The sequence below is a fragment of the Shewanella sp. POL2 genome, assembly GCF_000282755.1.
GTDB classification, from domain to species: Bacteria; Pseudomonadota; Gammaproteobacteria; order Enterobacterales; family Shewanellaceae; genus Shewanella; species Shewanella xiamenensis.
This window is the reverse complement of the sequence record NZ_AKZL01000001.1, coordinates 40,901-59,552: the sequence shown is the minus strand read 5'-3', so window position 1 is coordinate 59,552 and position 18,652 is coordinate 40,901. Positions and strand designations below refer to the sequence as shown.

Sequence of the window (18,652 nt, the reverse complement as noted above, 5' to 3'; positions counted from 1 at the left end):
ATCATGCGACTATCATCCGCGCAGATCTTTAATCAAAGCATTACGAGTGTACTGCAAAAGCAAACGGCAACTAGCAAGATCCTCGAACAGCTCAGTAGCGGCAAAAAAGTCAATACTGCGGGTGATGATCCCGTTGCGGCGCTAGGTATCGATAACCTGAATCAACGCAATGCCTTAGTCGATCAATTTATGAAGAATATTGACTACGCGACTAATCGATTAGCAGTAACTGAAAGTAAGTTGGGGAGTGCCGAAAATCTGGCATCTTCCATACGTGAACAAGTTATGCGAGCGGTAAACGGCACTCTCGCGGATTCTGAGCGGCAAATGATTGCCGATGAAATGAAAGGCAGCTTAGAAGAACTCTTATCTATTGCCAATAGTAAGGATGAATCTGGCAATTATATGTTTTCTGGCTACAGCACGGATAAAGAGCCTTTTGCTTTCGATAACTCTACACCACCCAAAATAGTTTATAGCGGTGATTCTGGCGTGCGTGATAGCTTAGTTCAGTCCGGTGTGGCCCTTGGCACTAATGTTCCTGGCGACACCGCTTTTATGAAAGCCCCCAATGGACTTGGCGATTATAGTGTCAATTATTTGGCCAGCCAGCAGGGCGAGTTTAGTGTTAAAACGGCGAAGATTGCTGATCCAGCAACTTATCTAGCTGATACATATACATTTAATTTTTCAGATAATGGTTCTGGTGGAACCAATTTACAAGTACTTGATTCAGCCAATAATCCAGTGGCGAACATTGCTAATTTTGATGCGGCAACCCCTGTAAGTTTTAATGGTATTGAAGTCAACATTTCTGGAAAACCCAGCGCTGGCGATAGTTTCACCATGGAGCCACAGTCTGAAGTCAGCATTTTCGATACAATCAGTCGTGCGATCGCATTAATTGAAGATCCTAATTCAGCTAACACACCTCAAGGTCGATCTCAGTTGGCACAGATATTGAATGACATCGATAGTGGTGTCAATCAGATCAGTTCTGCCAGAAGTGTGGCGGGGAATAATCTGAAAGCCGTTGAAAGCTACAAAGATACTCACATCGAGGAACAAGTGTTGAATACATCTGCTCTTTCTCTACTTGAGGATCTTGATTACGCGTCAGCGATTACGGAATTTGAAAAGCAGCAGCTTGCATTGAACGCAGTCTCTAGCGTGTTTAGTAAGGTGGGTTCTGTTTCCCTGTTTGACTTTATTTAACAGAAAGCAAAGACCTAACCATCTGTAAGATAAATTGTTAAAAATTTAGCCAAGCTCCAAGCCTTGGCGGTATAACTAGGAAGAGGAACTCAACATGGCTATTACAGTTAATACCAACGTGACTTCGATGAAGGCACAGAAAAATTTAAATACCTCCAGTAGTGGTTTAGCAACCTCTATGGAACGTCTATCGAGCGGTCTGCGTATTAACAGTGCGAAAGATGACGCTGCTGGTCTAGCTATTTCTAACCGCTTAAATAGCCAAGTTCGTGGCTTAGATGTGGGCATGCGTAATGCTAACGATGCGATTTCTATTGCTCAAATCGCTGAAGGTGCGATGCAAGAACAAACTAACATGTTGCAGCGTATGCGTGACTTGACTGTACAAGCTGAAAACGGTGCAAATAGTACCGATGATTTAGATGCAATACAAAAAGAGATCAATCAATTATCTGAAGAAATTACTGCCATTGGTGACAGCACCGCTTTTGGTAATACTCTACTGATGACTGGCCTATTTTCAACGGGTAAAACGTTCCAAGTGGGTCACCAAGAAGGTGAAGATATCACTATTTCCGTTGGTACTACTAATGCCGGGAGTTTATCTGTCAACGCATTAGCTATTGCTAGCGCAGGAGGTCGTTCCACTGCGCTAGCAAACATTGATGCAGCGATAAAAACCATTGATAACCAACGTGCAAACTTAGGCGCTAAACAAAACCGTTTAGCTTATAACATCAGCAACAGCGCGAACACTCAAGCCAACGTTGCCGATGCTAAGAGCCGCATTGTGGATGTAGACTTTGCAAAAGAAACCTCAGTAATGACGAAAAACCAAGTATTACAACAAACGGGGTCTGCAATGTTAGCTCAAGCTAACCAATTGCCTCAAGTTGCGCTGTCACTACTGGGATAATTTACTAAGCTGAACATATCAATACAGGACGTTGCTTTTGCCTACTGTCTCCTAAAAAAGGAGATATAGTAGGCAAAGTGTTTTTATACGTTTTTTATGTTATTGAAAATATTGCTTTTATATAAAGTTAAATTTTTTTAAAAATAATCCTAAAGATAAAAAAGATGCTGCCGTTAAATATACTGTAACCACTAAGACCCGCCTGGCTTAAGCAGACAGGCAAGTTTAGATAAAGCCAGGTATAAAGAGGAAACGATCATGGCCATTACAGTAAACACTAACGTAACATCTTTAAAAGCACAGAAAAACCTAAATACTTCAGCGAGCGGTTTGGCCACTTCCATGGAACGTTTATCCAGTGGTCTGCGTATTAACGGTGCAAAGGACGATGCGGCAGGTTTAGCAATTTCTAACCGCTTAAATAGCCAAGTCCGTGGTTTAGATGTGGGTATGCGTAACGCTAACGATGCTATCTCTATCGCCCAAATTTCTGAAGGTGCGATGCAAGAACAGACTAACATGTTACAGCGTATGCGTGACTTGACTGTTCAAGCTGAAAACGGTGCCAACAGTACCGATGACTTAGATGCAATACAAAAAGAGATTGATCAGTTAGCATTAGAAATCACTGAAATTGGTACCAATACCGCTTTTGGTAGCACAAAGTTACTTAATGGTGATTTTGCTGCCGGTAAAACCTTCCAAGTAGGCCATCAAGAAGGTGAGGATATCACAATTTCTGTCGCCCAAAGTGATGCAACAACATTAGCTGTTAATGCTCTAGATATTGCGGATGCGACTGGGCGTTCAACTGCATTAGCTGCAATTGACGATGCGATTAAAACCATCGACAGTCAACGCGCAGATCTAGGTGCTAAGCAAAACCGTTTAGCTTATAACATCAGCAATAGTGCTAATACGCAAGCTAACGTTGCTGATGCGAAGAGCCGTATTGTAGACGTTGACTTTGCGAAAGAAACATCGCAAATGACCAAGAACCAAGTGTTACAACAAACGGGTTCTGCGATGTTGGCACAAGCTAACCAATTACCTCAAGTGGCCTTATCACTACTTTAATAACATACTGAAGTATAAGGCTCTAAGGGAGGTTCGGCGACGGATCTCCCTTTGCCACATAAATGGTCATTAAAGTTATAGTGTTTGTTAGGCAGTTAAAGACAAATGCTTAAGATGGTGAGGTATCGCTATGGATATTAATATAGCAAGCACATCAATGGCGGCTTCAAACCGTGTTGATTTGGCTCAAGTACCACTGAAAGCACCTACGGCGGATGTTGAATTAAAACGCGATGCTGCCGTATCTGCGGTTGAACAGTCTACAGAGCAGAGTGCGGCAGAGAATGAACAAAATCCAAGAAAGTTAACTCAAGTGGCATCTGAGCTTTCTGATATGATGTCAATGATGCGTAAAGGACTTGCTTTTAAAGTAGATGAAAACTCTGGTCAAGCCGTCGTCACTGTGTTGGATAGAGATACGGGTGATGTGATTAGGCAGATGCCCAGTGAGGAAGCGCTCAAGTTAGCCGAAAAACTGTCTGAAGTGACTGGGCTTTTGATGAAAACAGAGGCTTAAAATTCACACAATTTTATATATCCGTTGATAGGTAAGAGGTTTATATGGCATTAACAGCGACAGGTATTGGTTCAGGGTTAGATGTTGATAACATTGTAAAAGTATTAGTGGATGCTGAAAAAACTCCTAAAGAAGCAATGTTTAAAGCACAAGAAGATAGCATTAAAGCTGAGGTTTCTGCTATGGGAACCTTAAAAAGCGCACTGACGACATTTCAGGATGCCGTAAAAAAATTACAAACCGGTGAGGCTTTAAATCAACGCAAAATATCCGTTAGTAATAGTACATATTTAACTGCAACTGCTGATAAAACAGCTCAAACAGGTAGTTATGCTATTAAAGTTGAACAGCTCGCTGTCAATCATAAAATTGCTGGAACGAATGTAACTGATCCTGCATTAGGTGTCGGTGAGGGGAGTCTAGCTTTTGGGGTCAATGGTAATAATTTTTCCGTGGACGTATCGGCAACGGATTCTCTTGATGCGATAGCGAAAAAAGTCAATGAAGCACCCGATAATGTCGGTGTCACTGCCACCGTTATAACCAGTGACGCCGGAAGTCGATTAGTTTTTAGTTCCGATAAATCTGGCGAAGATAACCAAATCAGCATCACGGCTACAGATACCACAGGCTCTGGCCTTAGCAATATGTTTGATGCAATGAATACCACAACGCTTCAAGATGCAAAAAATGCTGTCCTCTACATTGATAATCAAAAAGTCACCTCGCAAACTAATGAAGTTAAGAATGCGATTACAGGTGTGACTTTACAGTTAACAGATGCTGATCTTACTAAAACCACTTCACTCAAAATAGAACAAGATAACGATGCAGTTAAAACAAACGTTAAGGCATTTGTTGATGCCTACAATAGCTTAGTTACAACGGTCGATAAGCTGTCATCCTACGATCAAGATACAAATACTGCAGCGGCATTGCAGGGCGACTCGATGATCCGTTCGATTGAATCACAACTCCGTAGTATTGCGAGCGAACGAGTGCCTACCGAAGATGGTGGTTCTATAGCTTTGTATGATATAGGTATCACAACAGATAGATATGGTAAGTTATCTATTGATGATACTAAGCTTGATAAAGTGCTTTCTGAGGATATGTCTAGTGTTGAAGCTCTCTTTGCTACACCAGAAAAAGGCTTAGCTAATCGGTTTTACGATGTTTCTGAAAGCTATGTTAAATCCCGAGGCGTGATTGCAGATAGAGAGACAAGTTATACTAATCAGCAAAGTAGGTTAGCAGAACAAAGAGAAGCTTTTACTCTTAAAATGGACCAGTTAACTGCCCGTTTAACAAAACAGTTTAATGCAATGGATCTTGTCGTAGGACAACTTAACCAGCAGAGTAGTGCTTTACTTGCTAGTTTAAACTCGCTTCCTGGAGTAGTTAAAAAGAGTTAGTAAGTAAGGAAACGTCTAGTGAAACAACTTAATGAACTTAATGAACTTAATATAACGCTCAGCGACACATTGAATCAGTTAACTCGCATCCCCGCAGAATATCCTCAAACTGACGAGTTGGTGTCAAATTTGCAGGTACTCGTTGGAGAGCGTCAACTTTTACTCAATGTATTAGTGGCTGATGCTAGCATGACGGACGCTGATTATCTTCAGTGTCAGCTTGACCTCACTAAAGAGTTCACTATTAAGGCAAATCACATCATGGCGGACAGGCAAGCATTATTACATGCGGGCAGTAAGAATAAGCGCAAGATCAGTGTTTACGAGACTATAGATTCAAATAGGTAGGTGTTTATGAGAGGTTCACTGCAATCATATCGTAAGGTTTCGTTAGAAAGTGAGATCACTGTAGCTTCACCGCATCGAATCATTCAGTTAATGTTTGCTGGAGCGCTGCAACGTTTGGCACAAAGCCGTTACGCTATTGAGCAAAATGATTTGGCCAATAAAGGTATTTATATTAATAAAGCTATCGGTATTATTACTGGTTTAAGTAATAGTTTGAACATGGATGCCGGTGGGCAAATAGCTAAAAATTTGAGTGAGTTATACGATTTTATGTTACGTAAGATTTCTGAAGCTAACCTCAATAACGATGTAAAGGCCATTGATGATGTTTGTGATATTTTACGAACCATCAAAGAAGGGTGGGATGCCATCCCTGTAGATAAACACAATATATCTTCCCATACTGAAGAAGCTCGTTAACCCTACTTTTAAGTAATAAAAAAGACGCACCCTAAAGTGCGTCTTTTTTGTCTTGTGTCAATTAATTGACCTTTTTAGCTAGAATCATAGCTTAAATGAACTAAAATCAATTCAGTTTGGCAGAATCGGCATTCGAGGCTTGCTTCTCGACTGCTGATAATACAATATTCATCACAGTAGTGATGGTGGCACAGATTGTTACATTGAATTTGTTAAGCTTTTACAGCAACTAATCATAAATAATTAATGCGAATTGATACCTAATTAGCGCTTTACGGCCTACTGAATGATGCAAACAGATCAACGAATTTTACTTGTCGGAACCCCATCAGAGCGCTTAAGTCGCCTGTGTTGCATTTTTGAATTTTTGGGTGAGCAGATTGAAATCGTCGCCATCGAAAAGTTAAGTCTTTGTCTGCAAGATACCCGGTTCCGCGCTTTAGTGGTCACTGCTGATAACATGCCAGCTGATGCTCTCAAGTCACTTGCGAGTCAGTACCCATGGCAACCCATTTTGTTATTTGGCAATGTAGATGATCTGCAAGTGTCGAATGTACTGGGTCACATTGAAGAGCCATTAAACTACCCACAACTAACCGAACTCCTGCATTTTTGTCAGGTTTATGGGCAAGTCAAACGTCCACAAGTCCCAACCAGTGCAAATCAAACCAAACTGTTTCGTAGCTTAGTGGGTCGTAGTGAAGGCATTGCCAATGTGCGTCACTTGATTAGCCAAGTCGCCACCTCTGATGCCACTGTATTAGTCCTGGGTCAGTCGGGGACGGGTAAGGAAGTGGTTGCTCGGAACATTCATTATTTATCTGAGCGCCGAGATGGTCCTTTTATTCCGGTTAACTGTGGCGCGATTCCGCCTGAGTTATTGGAGAGTGAATTATTTGGCCATGAAAAGGGCTCTTTTACTGGGGCAATTAGTTCTCGTAAGGGCCGTTTCGAACTTGCCGAAGGTGGCACGCTGTTCCTCGATGAAATTGGCGATATGCCTTTGCAAATGCAGGTAAAATTGCTGCGCGTGTTGCAAGAACGTGTCTTTGAGCGTGTTGGGGGAACTAAAACGATTAATGCTGATGTACGTGTCGTAGCGGCAACCCATAGGGATCTTGAAACTATGATCAGCAGCAATGAGTTCCGTGAAGATCTTTATTACCGCCTTAACGTCTTCCCGATCGAAATGCCAGCATTAAGTGAGCGTAAGGATGATGTTCCTTTACTGCTGCAAGAGTTAGTGAGTCGTGTCTATAACGAGGGACGTGGCAAAGTTCGTTTTACTCAGCGTGCTATTGAATCGTTAAAAGAACATGCTTGGTCAGGTAACGTTCGAGAATTATCTAACTTAGTTGAGCGCCTCACAATCTTGTATCCAGGTGGCTTAGTTGATGTTAACGATCTGCCTGTTAAATATCGCCACATTGATGTGCCAGAATACTGTGTTGAAATGAGTGAAGAGCAACAGGAGCGTGATGCGCTCGCTTCGATTTTCACCAGCGAAGAGCCAGTTGAAATTCCTGAAACGCGTTTCCCCAGTGAGTTACCACCTGAAGGCGTTAACCTCAAGGATCTGCTGGCAGAGCTTGAAATCGATATGATTCGCCAGGCGTTAGAGCTGCAGGATAACGTCGTTGCGCGTGCTGCAGAAATGCTCGGTATTCGCCGTACTACCTTGGTTGAGAAAATGCGTAAGTACGGAATGACGAAAGAATAGTCATTTTGATGTTATTTATCTTATTGTTTTATCTATCTAAATTCATTTCTTAATTTGGCATAGAATCTGCAAGCACTCCGTCATAAGCAATTTTTTGACGGAGTGACTATGTCTGCTCATCCACTAGCGCAAATTGAAACATTCAAGCACACTAGCAAACAATGGAACCAACTGCGTGAGGCCGCCAATATGTCCAATCGGATGGAGCATATTTTACAGGCTATGCCCTCTGGCGTGGTGATTTTGAACGGTGATGGTATTGTCACTGATGCAAACCCCGTTGCCGTCGAATTGCTGGAGCAGTCGTTATGCGGCGCCCGCTGGATTGATGTGATCCATACGGCGTTTGCGCCACAGGACGATGATGGCCATGAAGTCTCATTACGCAATGGCCGCCGAGTCAAATTTGCGATTACCCCATTAACGCCGGAACCTGGCCAATTAATTGTGCTGACGGATCTGACCGAAACTCGTCTACTGCAAAAGAATCTTTCCCATCTGCAGCGCCTGTCAGCCCTCGGCAAAATGGTCGCGACGCTGGCGCATCAGGTGCGGACTCCACTGTCGGCTGCACTGCTCTATGCTGCTAATCTGGCCAGTCCCAAATTATCGGAATCTGCCAAGACTAAGTTTCAACAGAAATTGGTTGATAGACTTAATGAATTGGAAAGACAAGTTAACGATATGCTGCTGATGGCCAAAGGACGTCAAGATGAGCTGGGCGAACTGATTAATCTTAATGATGTTATCGAGAATGTTGTTGCTAACTGTGAACCAATAGTTGCTAAGCATGGCGCTGAACTGGCGGTAACCAATATTTCTAATAGCTTAATGCTGGCGAATGTGAATGCGCTCAGTTCAGCCGTCAATAACCTCGTGATGAACAGTCTTGAAGCCGGGGCTACGCAGATCCAAATCGTTGCTAGTGATAGCAATGAACAGTTACATCTCAATGTTATCGATAATGGCAAAGGATTGGATGCCAAAATGCAGCAAAAAGTGTTGGAACCTTTCTTTACCACTAAAGCTCAGGGGACTGGTTTAGGCTTAGCCGTTGTACAGTCTGTGGTGCGTAATCATGGCGGCCAACTGCAATTAAGCTGCATGCCCAATAAGGGTTGTACTGTGTCGCTAACCTTCCCGCAGGCGAAATCGGCTGCTGTATTGCCGCTGGAGAAACCCTATGTCTGAAGCCAAATTACTCTTAGTCGAAGACGATGCCTCCCTGCGTGAGGCTTTGCTCGATACCTTAATGTTGGCGCAATACGACTGTATTGATGTGGCATCAGGTGAAGAAGCCATAATCGTACTAAAACAACATCAATTTGATCTTGTGATCAGCGATGTGCAAATGCAGGGGATTGGCGGCTTAGGCTTATTAAATTACTTACAGCAACATCATCCCAAATTGCCCGTGCTGTTAATGACGGCGTACGCCACTATAGGCAGTGCTGTCAGTGCAATTAAATTGGGCGCCGTCGATTATCTGGCAAAACCCTTCGCTCCAGAGGTGTTGCTCAATCAAGTTTCCCGCTATTTACCACTCAAACAAAATAGCGATCAACCTGTGGTTGCCGATGAAAAGAGTCTTGCGCTCTTGTCTCTGGCACAGCGGGTGGCAGCATCCGATGCTTCTGTGATGATCCTTGGGCCAAGTGGTTCGGGTAAAGAAGTGTTAGCCCGTTATATTCATCAACATAGTAGCCGTGCTGACGAGGCCTTTGTGGCCATCAACTGTGCGGCCATCCCCGAGAATATGCTTGAAGCCACATTATTTGGTTATGAAAAGGGCGCCTTTACCGGTGCTTACCAAGCTTGCCCCGGTAAATTCGAACAAGCACAGGGCGGAACTTTATTACTCGATGAAATTTCAGAGATGGATTTAGGGTTACAGGCCAAACTGCTGCGCGTATTGCAAGAGCGTGAAGTAGAGCGGTTAGGCGGCCGTAAAACCATCAAGCTGGATGTGAGAGTGCTAGCAACCTCAAATCGTGATTTAAAAGCCGTAGTTGCCGCGGGGCAATTTAGGGAAGATCTCTATTATCGCATTAACGTGTTTCCATTGACGTGGCCTGCGCTGAATCAACGGCCTGCGGATATTTTACCCTTAGCTCGGCATTTACTCACAAAACACGCAAAGGCACTGAGTATCATCGACGTACCCGAATTTGATGAGGCCGCATGCCGCCGTTTACTTGGCCATCGCTGGCCAGGTAATGTGCGGGAGTTGGATAACGTTGTCCAACGCGCGTTAATTTTACGTGCTGGGGCTGTGATTAGTGCCAACGATATTATTATCGATGCCCAAGATGTGCCTCTGTCATCCGATGACGCCGAATACGCCAACGAGCCGGAAGGTTTAGGTGAAGAGTTAAAAGCGCAGGAACATGTGATCATTCTCGAAACCCTAGCGCAATGCCAAGGCAGCCGTAAGTTGGTTGCTGAGAAACTAGGGATCAGCGCGCGCACCTTAAGATACAAGATGGCCAGAATGCGCGATATGGGGATTCAATTGCCTAACTAAGTCGAGTTTTGCAACCTTTCTAGCACCATCGCCACTGGTTATCCTTTGGCGATTTCACACCTATGACCTCTGCAATTCTTTTTAGCTCGGCCAAGTAAAAACTTGGCCGTAGTTTTGCATATCCTCGTTATCTTGAGAGTTTAATCGTCAATAACTCGACGATGGGGAGCACGACATGCAAATTGGCGCGAATTCATTACTGCAAGAAATGCAGTCACTTCAAGGTGAAATCAAACCCTCTTTTGGGATTTCACCTAATAATATTGTGCAGCAAGTGAATAACACCAGTGGTGCTGACTTTGGCCAGCTACTTTCACAAGCCATTGGTAATGTGAGTGGTTTGCAGTCAACCTCATCTAACCTCTCGACTCGCTTAGAAATGGGTGATACCACCGTGAGCTTGTCTGATACTGTTATCGCCCGCGAAAAGGCCAGTGTTGCCTTTGAAGCCACTGTACAAGTGCGCAATAAGCTCGTTGAAGCTTATAAAGAAATAATGAGCATGCCTGTTTAGGCCTTGAATAACGCAATTAGCAGGTACGAATCGTGAGCACAGAAATGATTGTCGGATCAAACGCCGGCGTAATGGACCAAGGGGTCCAACAGGAAAATAAATCCGGCGTGCTGGGGAGTCTCGGTGGCGTCGATATGATGCGTCAAATCACCATGATTCTAGCATTAGCCATTTGTTTGGCGCTCGCCGTGTTTGTCATGATCTGGGCACAGGAGCCTGAGTACCGTCCATTGGGTAAAATGGAAACTCAGGAAATGGTGCAAGTACTCGATGTACTTGATAAAAACAAGATCAAATATCAGATCGAAGTTGATGTTGTTAAAGTACCAGAAGATAAATACCAAGAAGTCAAAATGATGCTTAGCCGTGCAGGGGTTAATAGTCCTGCTGCATCGACCCAAGACTTTCTTACCCAAGACAGTGGTTTTGGTGTGAGCCAAAGAATGGAACAGGCTCGCCTCAAGCATAGCCAAGAAGAAAACCTTGCCCGCGCGATTGAACAGTTACAAAGCGTAAGCCGCGCTAAAGTGATTTTAGCGTTACCTAAGGAAAACGTGTTTGCCCGCAATACCGCGCAACCAAGTGCGACCGTTGTGATTAACACTCGTCGTGGCGGTTTAGGCCAAGGAGAGGTCGATGCGATTGTGGATATCGTCGCTTCTGCCGTTCAGGGCCTAGAGCCATCTCGCGTTACCGTCACAGATTCTAACGGCCGTTTACTGAACTCTGGCAGCCAAGATGGCATCTCTGCCAGGGCGCGCCGCGAGCTTGAGTTGGTTCAACAAAAAGAAGCCGAATACCGAACCAAGATTGATTCGATTTTATCGCCTATTCTCGGGCCTGATAATTTTACCTCCCAAGTGGATGTGAGTATGGATTTCACCGCTGTTGAACAAACGGCCAAACGGTTTAATCCAGATTTACCGTCACTACGCAGTGAAATGACGGTTGAAAATAACTCTACTGGTGGCTCGAGTGGGGGGATCCCTGGCGCATTATCGAACCAACCTCCGATGGAATCTAATATTCCTCAGGAGGCTGATAAAGCTACCGAAAGTGTTACCGCAGGTAACTCGCACCGCGAAGCCACTCGTAATTTTGAATTAGACACCACCATCAGCCATACCCGTCAGCAAATTGGCGTAGTGCGCCGCGTGAGTGTGTCAGTTGCGGTGGACTTTAAACCGGGCGCCGCCGGTGAAAATGGCCAAGTGGCACGCGTTGCCCGTACCGAGCAAGAATTAACCAATATCCGCCGTTTACTGGAAGGCGCGGTAGGCTTTAGCGCGCAGCGTGGTGATGTTTTAGAGGTAGTTACTGTTCCCTTTATGGATCAATTGGTTGAAGATGTTCCTGCGCCTGAGCTTTGGGAACAGCCTTGGTTCTGGCGTGCGGTTAAGTTAGGTATCGGTGCCTTAGTTATCTTAGTGCTGATCCTTGCTGTGGTTCGCCCAATGCTCAAACGCTTAATCTATCCTGATAGCGTTAACATGCCAGACGATGCAAGATTGGGTAATGAGCTCGCCGAGATCGAAGATCAATATGCTGCTGACACCTTAGGGATGCTCAATACCAAAGAAGCAGAGTATAGTTATGCCGACGATGGCTCAATTCTTATCCCTAATCTGCATAAAGATGATGATATGATTAAAGCTATCCGTGCGCTTGTGGCCAATGAGCCCGAGCTTTCAACCCAAGTCGTGAAAAACTGGTTACAAGACAATGGCTGAGAATAAATCAAAAGACGCCGCTGAAACCTCAAGTTTCAATATTAAGGATCTCAGTGGCATCGAAAAAACGGCGATTTTACTGTTAAGTTTGAGTGAAGCCGATGCCGCCTCTATTTTAAAGCACTTAGAACCTAAACAAGTGCAAAAGGTCGGTATGGCGATGGCGGCCATGGAAGACTTTGGGCAGGAGAAAGTCATCGGGGTGCATAAGCTGTTTCTCGATGATATTCAAAAATATTCTTCTATTGGCTTCAACAGCGAAGAGTTCGTTCGTAAGGCGTTAACGGCGGCTCTAGGTGAAGACAAAGCCGGTAATTTGATTGAACAAATTATCATGGGCAGCGGCGCCAAAGGTTTGGATTCCCTCAAATGGATGGATGCGCGTCAAGTTGCCACTATCATCCAAAACGAACATCCACAGATCCAAACCATTGTTTTATCGTATTTAGAGCCAGATCAAGCCGCAGAAATTTTCGGTCAGTTTCCCGAGAACACTCGGTTAGACTTAATGATGCGTATCGCCAATCTTGAAGAAGTGCAACCAGCAGCATTGCAAGAATTAAACGACATCATGGAGAAACAATTCGCCGGCCAAGGTGGTGCGCAAGCGGCGAAAATGGGCGGCCTAAAGGCGGCGGCCAACATTATGAACTACCTCGATACCGGTGTCGAAAGTCAGTTAATGGAAACCATGCGCGAAACCGACGAGGAAATGGCGCAGCAGATCCAAGACTTGATGTTTGTATTTGAAAACCTTATCGATGTGGACGACCGTGGTATTCAAACCTTGCTGCGTGAAGTGCAGCAGGATGTATTAATGAAGGCGCTGAAGGGCGCAGACGATCAGCTCAAAGATAAGATTTTAGGCAATATGTCTAAACGGGCCGCCGAATTGCTGCGTGACGATTTAGAGGCGATGGGCCCAATCCGGATCAGCGAAGTGGAAATCGCCCAAAAAGAAATTCTGTCAATTGCACGTCGATTAAGTGACAGCGGTGAAATCATGTTAGGCGGCGGTGGTGGCGATGAGTTCCTCTAATCGGAGTGACAATAGCGACAATAAATTGTCCCATCGGGTGGTGAGCGACTCGGAGATCGAGTTCAGCCATTGGCAATTACCCGATGTGACCCAAACCGAAGAGGTGAGTATTTCAAACCTCTTTGGTTATTCGCCGCAGCAAGCGCCGAAGGCGGTGGCCGCCGAAACCATTGCGCCACCCACCATGGCGGAAATTGAAGATATTCGCGCTCAAGCCGAAGAAGAAGGTTTTAACGAAGGTAAGACGCAAGGTTATGCCGAAGGACTGGAGCAGGGCAGACTCGAAGGTTTAGAGCAAGGCCATACCGAGGGCCTAGCCCAAGGTCATGAGCAAGGGCTTGAGGCTGGGCTTGCTGAAGCCAAGGCATTAGTCAGCCGCTTCGAAGGACTGTTAAGCCAATTTGAAAAGCCATTGCAATTACTCGATGGCGATATTGAACATTCCTTAATGACACTCACTATGGCGCTGGCCAAATCTGTGATTGGTCATGAACTTAAAACTCATCCAGAACAAATCCTGTCGGCGCTACGTTTAGGGGTCGAATCTCTGCCAATCAAGGAGCAAAGCGTCAGTATTCGCATGCATCCCGATGATGTTGCCTTGGTGGAGCAGCTATATTCCAGTACCCAATTGAACCGTAATCAGTGGCAGTTAGAGGCCGATCCCAGCTTAAATTCTGGGGATTGTATTATCAGCAGCCAACGCTCGCTGGTGGACTTAACCCTGTCCTCGCGCATCGATGCGGTGTTTGAGTCCTTACGTAATCAACAGTCCCATTTGAGTCACCAGCAGCAACAGCGCCAAGCGGTTCTCGATGAGGAAAACGCTGCAAAACGGGGATCGAGTTCAGAGCTAGGTGACGAGGCGCAGAGCACCGAGTCCCTGAGTACAGAGTCGCAAGCTGATGGAGAGCAAGATGCAAAATCGCCGCCATCAACTGCTGAATAAACTGAATCATTGCATCAATAACGTGCCCCCATTTCGCGCTGTTGCCTGTGGACAATTAGTGCGCGTGGTCGGCTTAACCTTAGAGGCAAGTGGCTGTCGAGCACCCGTCGGTAGTTTGTGTTCTATTGAGACCATGGCAGGAGAGTTAATTGCCGAAGTCGTTGGTTTTGATGATGAATTATTATATCTCATGCCAATTGAAGAGCTGCGTGGCGTGTTACCCGGTGCACGGGTTGTTCCCCTTGGAGAGCAGGCGGGTCTGAATGTGGGCTTATCCCTGTTAGGGCGCGTGCTCGACGGTAATGGTGTGCCGTTAGACGGCCTCGGCGCGTTATCTACCGAACAGCAGGCGCCAAGACACAGTAACGCCATCAATCCGCTTTCACGCCGTGCGATCACCGAACCACTCGATGTGGGCGTACGCGCCATCAATGCCATGTTAACTGTTGGCAAGGGACAACGTATGGGCTTGTTTGCGGGCTCCGGTGTGGGTAAGAGTGTGCTGTTAGGTATGATGACCCGAGGTACCACGGCCGACATTATTGTGGTGGGGCTCGTTGGGGAGCGTGGCCGCGAAGTCAAAGAATTTATTGAAGAAATCCTAGGTGAAAAGGGGAGAGCGCGATCGGTTGTGGTAGCTGCCCCCGCCGATACTTCACCGCTGATGCGCCTTCGCGCCTGTGAAACCTCGACTCGTATCGCTGAATATTTTCGTGATTTAGGCTATAACGTATTGTTATTAATGGATAGTCTGACTCGTTACGCCCAAGCGCAGCGTGAGATTGCTCTGGCTGTCGGTGAACCGCCGGCGACTAAAGGTTACCCACCATCGGTGTTTGCTAAATTGCCGCGTCTGGTTGAACGGGCGGGCAATGGTGGTCCTGGACAGGGTTCTATCACCGCATTTTACACAGTACTGACCGAGGGCGATGACCAACAGGACCCGATTGCTGATGCTTCTCGGGCGATCCTCGATGGTCATATTGTGCTTTCTCGATCGCTTGCTGATTCTGGGCATTATCCTGCCATTGATATTGAGGCTTCTATTAGCCGTGTGGCGCCTATGGTAATTTCCAATGAACATCTTGAGGCCATGCGCCGCGTCAAGCAAACCTATTCCCTTTATCAGCAGAATAAGGATCTGATTTCTATTGGCGCTTATGCACAAGGGAGCGATCCTCGTATTGATAATGCGATACGTCTACAACCTGCAATGAACGCTTTTCTGCGGCAAACCATGCGTGATGCCTTTAGTTTTGCTGATAGTCAAATGATGCTCGGGCAACTTGCTGCGCAATGTAAATAATTGAGGCCGTTATGGCGAATGCCGATCCCCTATTACTCGTATTAAAGTTAGCCCTCGATGCCGAGGAACAGGCTGCGCTGCTGCTCAAGTCGGCACAACTTGAGTGCCAAAAGCGCCAAAATCAGCTCGATGCGCTAAATAACTATCGCTTGGATTATATGAAGCAGATGCAGTCGCAGCAGGGGCAGGCCATTAGTGCGAGTCATTACCACCAATTCCATCGTTTTATTCGGCAAATCGATGAGGCTATTGCTCAGCAAAATCGTGTCGTAGCCGATGGTGAAAAGCAGAAACACTACCGTCAGCAGCACTGGCTAGAAAAACAAAAAAACGTAAGGCTGTAGAACTACTGTTAGAAAATAAAGAGAAAAAGCGCCAAGTCATTGAGCTCAAAAAAGAGCAAAAAATGACGGATGAATTTGCTTCGCAGCAATTTTTCCGTCGTAAGAAGTAATTAACCAATCCGACAGTCAATAATACTCGAATTTTTAATATCCATTTGTTGGCATTTTATTTGCTTGATTTATGCCAGATATAGCCAAAGCCGTATAAATTGACGTTTGCCCACGCTCTTTTTCCTCTGGGCGGATGTTTAGGAGCTTTTATGCAACAAATGAACAATATCCTATTAGTATCTAATGCGAAAAATAGTGCTGGCTCAAGTAAAATATTGGGGCAAGATGCTAATAGTGAAGACTTTTCTGCAGCGTTGGCTTTAGTCACATCCGTATCTTCCCCCTCGACTAAACCCCCAGTGTCTCAGGATGTTGCCGTCAAATCTGCCAAAGTGGAAGCCAGCACTGACGATACCAACACTGATGATGAAGCCGATATCAACTTGATTTTTGCCCAGATTGGTATGGCAAATGAGATGAAGAAAGCGGCAGCGCCGGGCGAGTCTTTGCCGCTTGAGGCTGATATCACGGTAACGGATGATGCCGATGCCGACTCACCCTCGTTATTAGTCGATGCTCCATCTCAGACCGACAACTCTATTGTTGACGGCACTTTTTCCGATGAAATGGCTAAGTACGCTCAGCCCTCTAACACTGGTCTTGGCGATAACAAACTGAACGTTAGTACTGAATCAGAAGGCTCTGGGGCAGTCGCTCCAAAGGCGGCCGGACAAAATACTGCACAAGTCACCGTACCGCTATTACAACAGCAAGCCTCACAACAGAACGCCGTTGATGCTGAAAGTGTAGAACCACAGATTTCAGCGGCTGATGTCGATGCTTTGGTTGCGGCCGTGACTGTGGCTGAGACGGATACTCAAGGTACCTCTGTTGATGAGCCGCATTTGATTGATGATGCAGCGTTACTTACAGGTCTGCGCAGCGAAAAGTTCGTTAAACCGCCCGAAAATCATATTTTACCCATCGAGGGTGAGCCCGTATTAGGGGGAAAAGAGCTTGGTACCACAGACATTGGCGCTAAGGCGATAAATGTGTCGACGCAGCCAGCAGATAAAGCACTTGCATTTCAAAGCATGGCATCACAAGCCGTTGATAATCAAACACCAATCAAAGCGGCCAATGCCTCTGCGAGTGATGTTTTAACGACGAATTCGGCCACAGCCGCGAATACTAACGATCTTAATACCTTAGGCACTAATGTAGCGACTAATGTATCAGGTACCACAGCCATCGACCCGAGTCTTACTGCTGACACCCCATCCCGCGCCGAGATTTCAGCAGGCTTTTTGCTAAAAGACGCTAAGTTAGCGGTTACTCTCGATGCGCAGCAAGATAGCCAAGTTGCTGCTTTAAGCTCTGGCAGTGAAGAGACGGGCAGCGAGTTTAAGCCTGTTGAATTTAAACCTGTATCCTCATTGCATTCTTTGACTACGCAGGTAACAAATCGTCAGGATATTCCACAAGTGCAGCTTTCCTTGCGCCAAGGTGTAGAAACTCAAAACCAAATGCAGGAGATGATCCAGCGTTTTTCACCCGTGATGAAACAGCAGTTGGTGACTATGGTAAGTCAAGGGATCCAGCAGGCTGAAATTCGGTTAGATCCGCCAGAACTGGGTCATATGCTAGTTAAAGTGCAAGTACATGGCGACCAAACGCAAGTACAATTCCATGTTGCTCAGGCGCAGACCCGCGATGTGGTTGAGCAAGCGATTCCTCGTTTACGTGAATTATTACAAGAACAAGGCATGCAACTCGCTGACAGTCACGTCTCTCAAGGTGACCAAGGACAACGCCGTGAGGGAGGATTTGCAGACAGTGGCGGTTCAAGTGGTGGAAATGTGGATGATTTCTCGGCAGAAGAACTCGATTTAGGTTTAAATCAAGCAACTAGTTTAAATTCGGGTATAGATTATTACGCTTAAGCAGGTAACCTATAGTAACAAAGTGGATTATAAACTGAGCCTTAATCCCATTCCCAAATTTAGCCTATTTAAAGAGAACAGAAAATGGCCAAGGAAGAATCACTAGAACTTGAAAGTACTGAAGCACCAAAAAGTAAAAAGAAGCTATTTATTTTTATCGGTGTGGGTGTCTTTGTTGCGCTATTAATTGGTGGCGCGCTTTGGTTTTTCCTTGGAAGTAGTGAAGAGGCTCCTGTCGAGGCCGAAGGTACTAAAACCGAAACGGCAGCGCCGGCTGCTGAGCCGGCATTGGCAGCTTATGTGCCGATGCCTCGCCCATTTTTATTTAACCTTCCAGGACCGGATCGCGCTCGGCTTGTCGAAATCAAAGTGCAACTTATGGTCAGAGGTCAAGATGATGATGTGTTGACCCAAAAGCACATTCCATTGATTGAAGATGCGCTGCTAACCACTTTTAGTGGTGCCGATGTGCAAAAGCTAAGTACACAGGCGGGTAAAGATGAATTACGACAATTAGCCCTGTTGAGCGTACAAAACACGTTGCAATCTGTAACGGGACGTAAAGTGGTTGAAAAAGTGCTCTTTACTGGTTTTGTCATGCAATAACCTTTCATCTTCAGCACC

General features: G+C 45.5%; 17 protein-coding genes and 1 pseudogene. All 18 read left to right on the top strand.

What is annotated here, in order from left to right:
* Positions 1-3 precede the first annotated feature (3 nt).
* The 18 genes and pseudogenes from flgL (at position 4) to fliL (ending at position 18,634) form a co-directional block, all read left to right on the top strand.
* Positions 4-1,215 carry a flagellar hook-associated protein FlgL gene (gene flgL / locus SHEWPOL2_RS00285; protein WP_037424806.1) on the top strand — a complete coding sequence of 404 codons (1,212 nt, stop codon included), beginning with the start codon at positions 4-6 and terminating at the stop codon, positions 1,213-1,215.
* 94 nt (positions 1,216-1,309) lie between these two features.
* Positions 1,310-2,131: a flagellin gene (locus SHEWPOL2_RS00280; RefSeq protein ID WP_011716406.1), complete on the top strand. Its 822-nt coding sequence runs from the start codon at positions 1,310-1,312 to the stop codon at positions 2,129-2,131.
* A gap of 258 nt (positions 2,132-2,389) precedes the next feature.
* On the top strand, positions 2,390-3,208 hold the full coding sequence (locus SHEWPOL2_RS00275) for a flagellin (RefSeq protein WP_037424803.1): 819 nt from the start codon (positions 2,390-2,392) through the stop codon (positions 3,206-3,208).
* 130 nt (positions 3,209-3,338) lie between these two features.
* The gene (locus tag SHEWPOL2_RS00270; RefSeq protein ID WP_011716408.1) at positions 3,339-3,725 is read left to right on the top strand and encodes a flagellar protein FlaG; all 387 of its coding nucleotides are present in this window, start codon (positions 3,339-3,341) and stop codon (positions 3,723-3,725) included.
* Between the two features lie 44 nt (positions 3,726-3,769).
* Positions 3,770-5,140 carry a flagellar filament capping protein FliD gene (gene fliD / locus SHEWPOL2_RS00265; protein WP_037424801.1) on the top strand — a complete coding sequence of 457 codons (1,371 nt, stop codon included), beginning with the start codon at positions 3,770-3,772 and terminating at the stop codon, positions 5,138-5,140.
* 18 nt (positions 5,141-5,158) lie between these two features.
* Entirely contained in the window at positions 5,159-5,488 is a 330-nt protein-coding gene (locus SHEWPOL2_RS00260; protein WP_037424799.1) for a hypothetical protein, read from the top strand.
* 6 nt (positions 5,489-5,494) lie between these two features.
* Positions 5,495-5,908 carry a flagellar export chaperone FliS gene (gene fliS, locus SHEWPOL2_RS00255; RefSeq protein WP_037424797.1) on the top strand — a complete coding sequence of 138 codons (414 nt, stop codon included), beginning with the start codon at positions 5,495-5,497 and terminating at the stop codon, positions 5,906-5,908.
* Positions 5,909-6,194: 286 nt separating this feature from the next.
* Entirely contained in the window at positions 6,195-7,628 is a 1,434-nt protein-coding gene (locus tag SHEWPOL2_RS00250; protein WP_011716412.1) for a sigma-54 dependent transcriptional regulator, read from the top strand.
* Between the two features lie 108 nt (positions 7,629-7,736).
* Positions 7,737-8,819, top strand: a complete 1,083-nt coding sequence (locus SHEWPOL2_RS00245) for an ATP-binding protein (RefSeq protein ID WP_037424795.1) — start codon at positions 7,737-7,739, stop codon at positions 8,817-8,819.
* Positions 8,812-10,152: a sigma-54 dependent transcriptional regulator gene (locus SHEWPOL2_RS00240; protein ID WP_037424793.1), complete on the top strand. Its 1,341-nt coding sequence runs from the start codon at positions 8,812-8,814 to the stop codon at positions 10,150-10,152. Before SHEWPOL2_RS00245 ends, SHEWPOL2_RS00240 begins: the two co-directional genes overlap by 8 nt.
* Positions 10,153-10,327: 175 nt before the next feature.
* On the top strand, positions 10,328-10,666 hold the full coding sequence (gene fliE, locus SHEWPOL2_RS00235) for a flagellar hook-basal body complex protein FliE (protein ID WP_011716415.1): 339 nt from the start codon (positions 10,328-10,330) through the stop codon (positions 10,664-10,666).
* A gap of 44 nt (positions 10,667-10,710) precedes the next feature.
* Positions 10,711-12,396: a flagellar basal-body MS-ring/collar protein FliF gene (fliF, locus tag SHEWPOL2_RS00230; protein WP_037424790.1), complete on the top strand. Its 1,686-nt coding sequence runs from the start codon at positions 10,711-10,713 to the stop codon at positions 12,394-12,396.
* Positions 12,389-13,435, top strand: coding sequence for a flagellar motor switch protein FliG (gene fliG / locus SHEWPOL2_RS00225; RefSeq protein ID WP_011716417.1), 1,047 nt, complete (start codon positions 12,389-12,391; stop codon positions 13,433-13,435). Before fliF ends, fliG begins: the two co-directional genes overlap by 8 nt.
* The gene (fliH, locus tag SHEWPOL2_RS00220) at positions 13,422-14,384 is read left to right on the top strand and encodes a flagellar assembly protein FliH (protein ID WP_011716418.1); all 963 of its coding nucleotides are present in this window, start codon (positions 13,422-13,424) and stop codon (positions 14,382-14,384) included. The genes fliG and fliH overlap by 14 nt, the downstream gene beginning before the upstream one ends.
* Positions 14,353-15,690, top strand: a complete 1,338-nt coding sequence (fliI, locus tag SHEWPOL2_RS00215) for a flagellar protein export ATPase FliI (protein WP_037424779.1) — start codon at positions 14,353-14,355, stop codon at positions 15,688-15,690. The genes fliH and fliI overlap by 32 nt, the downstream gene beginning before the upstream one ends.
* An 11-nt stretch (positions 15,691-15,701) precedes the next feature.
* Positions 15,702-16,144: pseudogene (fliJ, locus tag SHEWPOL2_RS00210) on the top strand (flagellar export protein FliJ).
* A gap of 150 nt (positions 16,145-16,294) precedes the next feature.
* On the top strand, positions 16,295-18,028 hold the full coding sequence (locus tag SHEWPOL2_RS00205; RefSeq protein WP_037424776.1) for a flagellar hook-length control protein FliK: 1,734 nt from the start codon (positions 16,295-16,297) through the stop codon (positions 18,026-18,028).
* An 84-nt stretch (positions 18,029-18,112) separates the two neighbouring features.
* Entirely contained in the window at positions 18,113-18,634 is a 522-nt protein-coding gene (gene fliL / locus SHEWPOL2_RS00200) for a flagellar basal body-associated protein FliL (RefSeq protein WP_037424771.1), read from the top strand.
* Positions 18,635-18,652: the final 18 nt, after the last annotated feature.

Bases quoted from the DNA above. Each gene is read 5' to 3' on its own strand.
- SHEWPOL2_RS00245 (WP_037424795.1), top strand. From the start codon at position 7,737: ATGTCTGCTCATCCACTAGCGCAAATTGAAACATTCAAGCACACTAGC.
- SHEWPOL2_RS00275 (WP_037424803.1), top strand. From the start codon at position 2,390: ATGGCCATTACAGTAAACACTAACGTAACATCTTTAAAAGCACAGAAA.
- fliF (WP_037424790.1), top strand. From the start codon at position 10,711: ATGATTGTCGGATCAAACGCCGGCGTAATGGACCAAGGGGTCCAACAG.
- fliH (WP_011716418.1), top strand. From the start codon at position 13,422: ATGAGTTCCTCTAATCGGAGTGACAATAGCGACAATAAATTGTCCCAT.
- fliS (WP_037424797.1), top strand. From the start codon at position 5,495: ATGAGAGGTTCACTGCAATCATATCGTAAGGTTTCGTTAGAAAGTGAG.
- SHEWPOL2_RS00205 (WP_037424776.1), top strand. From the start codon at position 16,295: ATGCAACAAATGAACAATATCCTATTAGTATCTAATGCGAAAAATAGT.
- fliG (WP_011716417.1), top strand. From the start codon at position 12,389: ATGGCTGAGAATAAATCAAAAGACGCCGCTGAAACCTCAAGTTTCAAT.
- SHEWPOL2_RS00270 (WP_011716408.1), top strand. From the start codon at position 3,339: ATGGATATTAATATAGCAAGCACATCAATGGCGGCTTCAAACCGTGTT.
- flgL (WP_037424806.1), top strand. From the start codon at position 4: ATGCGACTATCATCCGCGCAGATCTTTAATCAAAGCATTACGAGTGTA.
- fliE (WP_011716415.1), top strand. From the start codon at position 10,328: ATGCAAATTGGCGCGAATTCATTACTGCAAGAAATGCAGTCACTTCAA.
- fliI (WP_037424779.1), top strand. From the start codon at position 14,353: ATGCAAAATCGCCGCCATCAACTGCTGAATAAACTGAATCATTGCATC.
- fliD (WP_037424801.1), top strand. From the start codon at position 3,770: ATGGCATTAACAGCGACAGGTATTGGTTCAGGGTTAGATGTTGATAAC.
- fliL (WP_037424771.1), top strand. From the start codon at position 18,113: ATGGCCAAGGAAGAATCACTAGAACTTGAAAGTACTGAAGCACCAAAA.
- SHEWPOL2_RS00280 (WP_011716406.1), top strand. From the start codon at position 1,310: ATGGCTATTACAGTTAATACCAACGTGACTTCGATGAAGGCACAGAAA.
- SHEWPOL2_RS00240 (WP_037424793.1), top strand. From the start codon at position 8,812: ATGTCTGAAGCCAAATTACTCTTAGTCGAAGACGATGCCTCCCTGCGT.
- SHEWPOL2_RS00250 (WP_011716412.1), top strand. From the start codon at position 6,195: ATGATGCAAACAGATCAACGAATTTTACTTGTCGGAACCCCATCAGAG.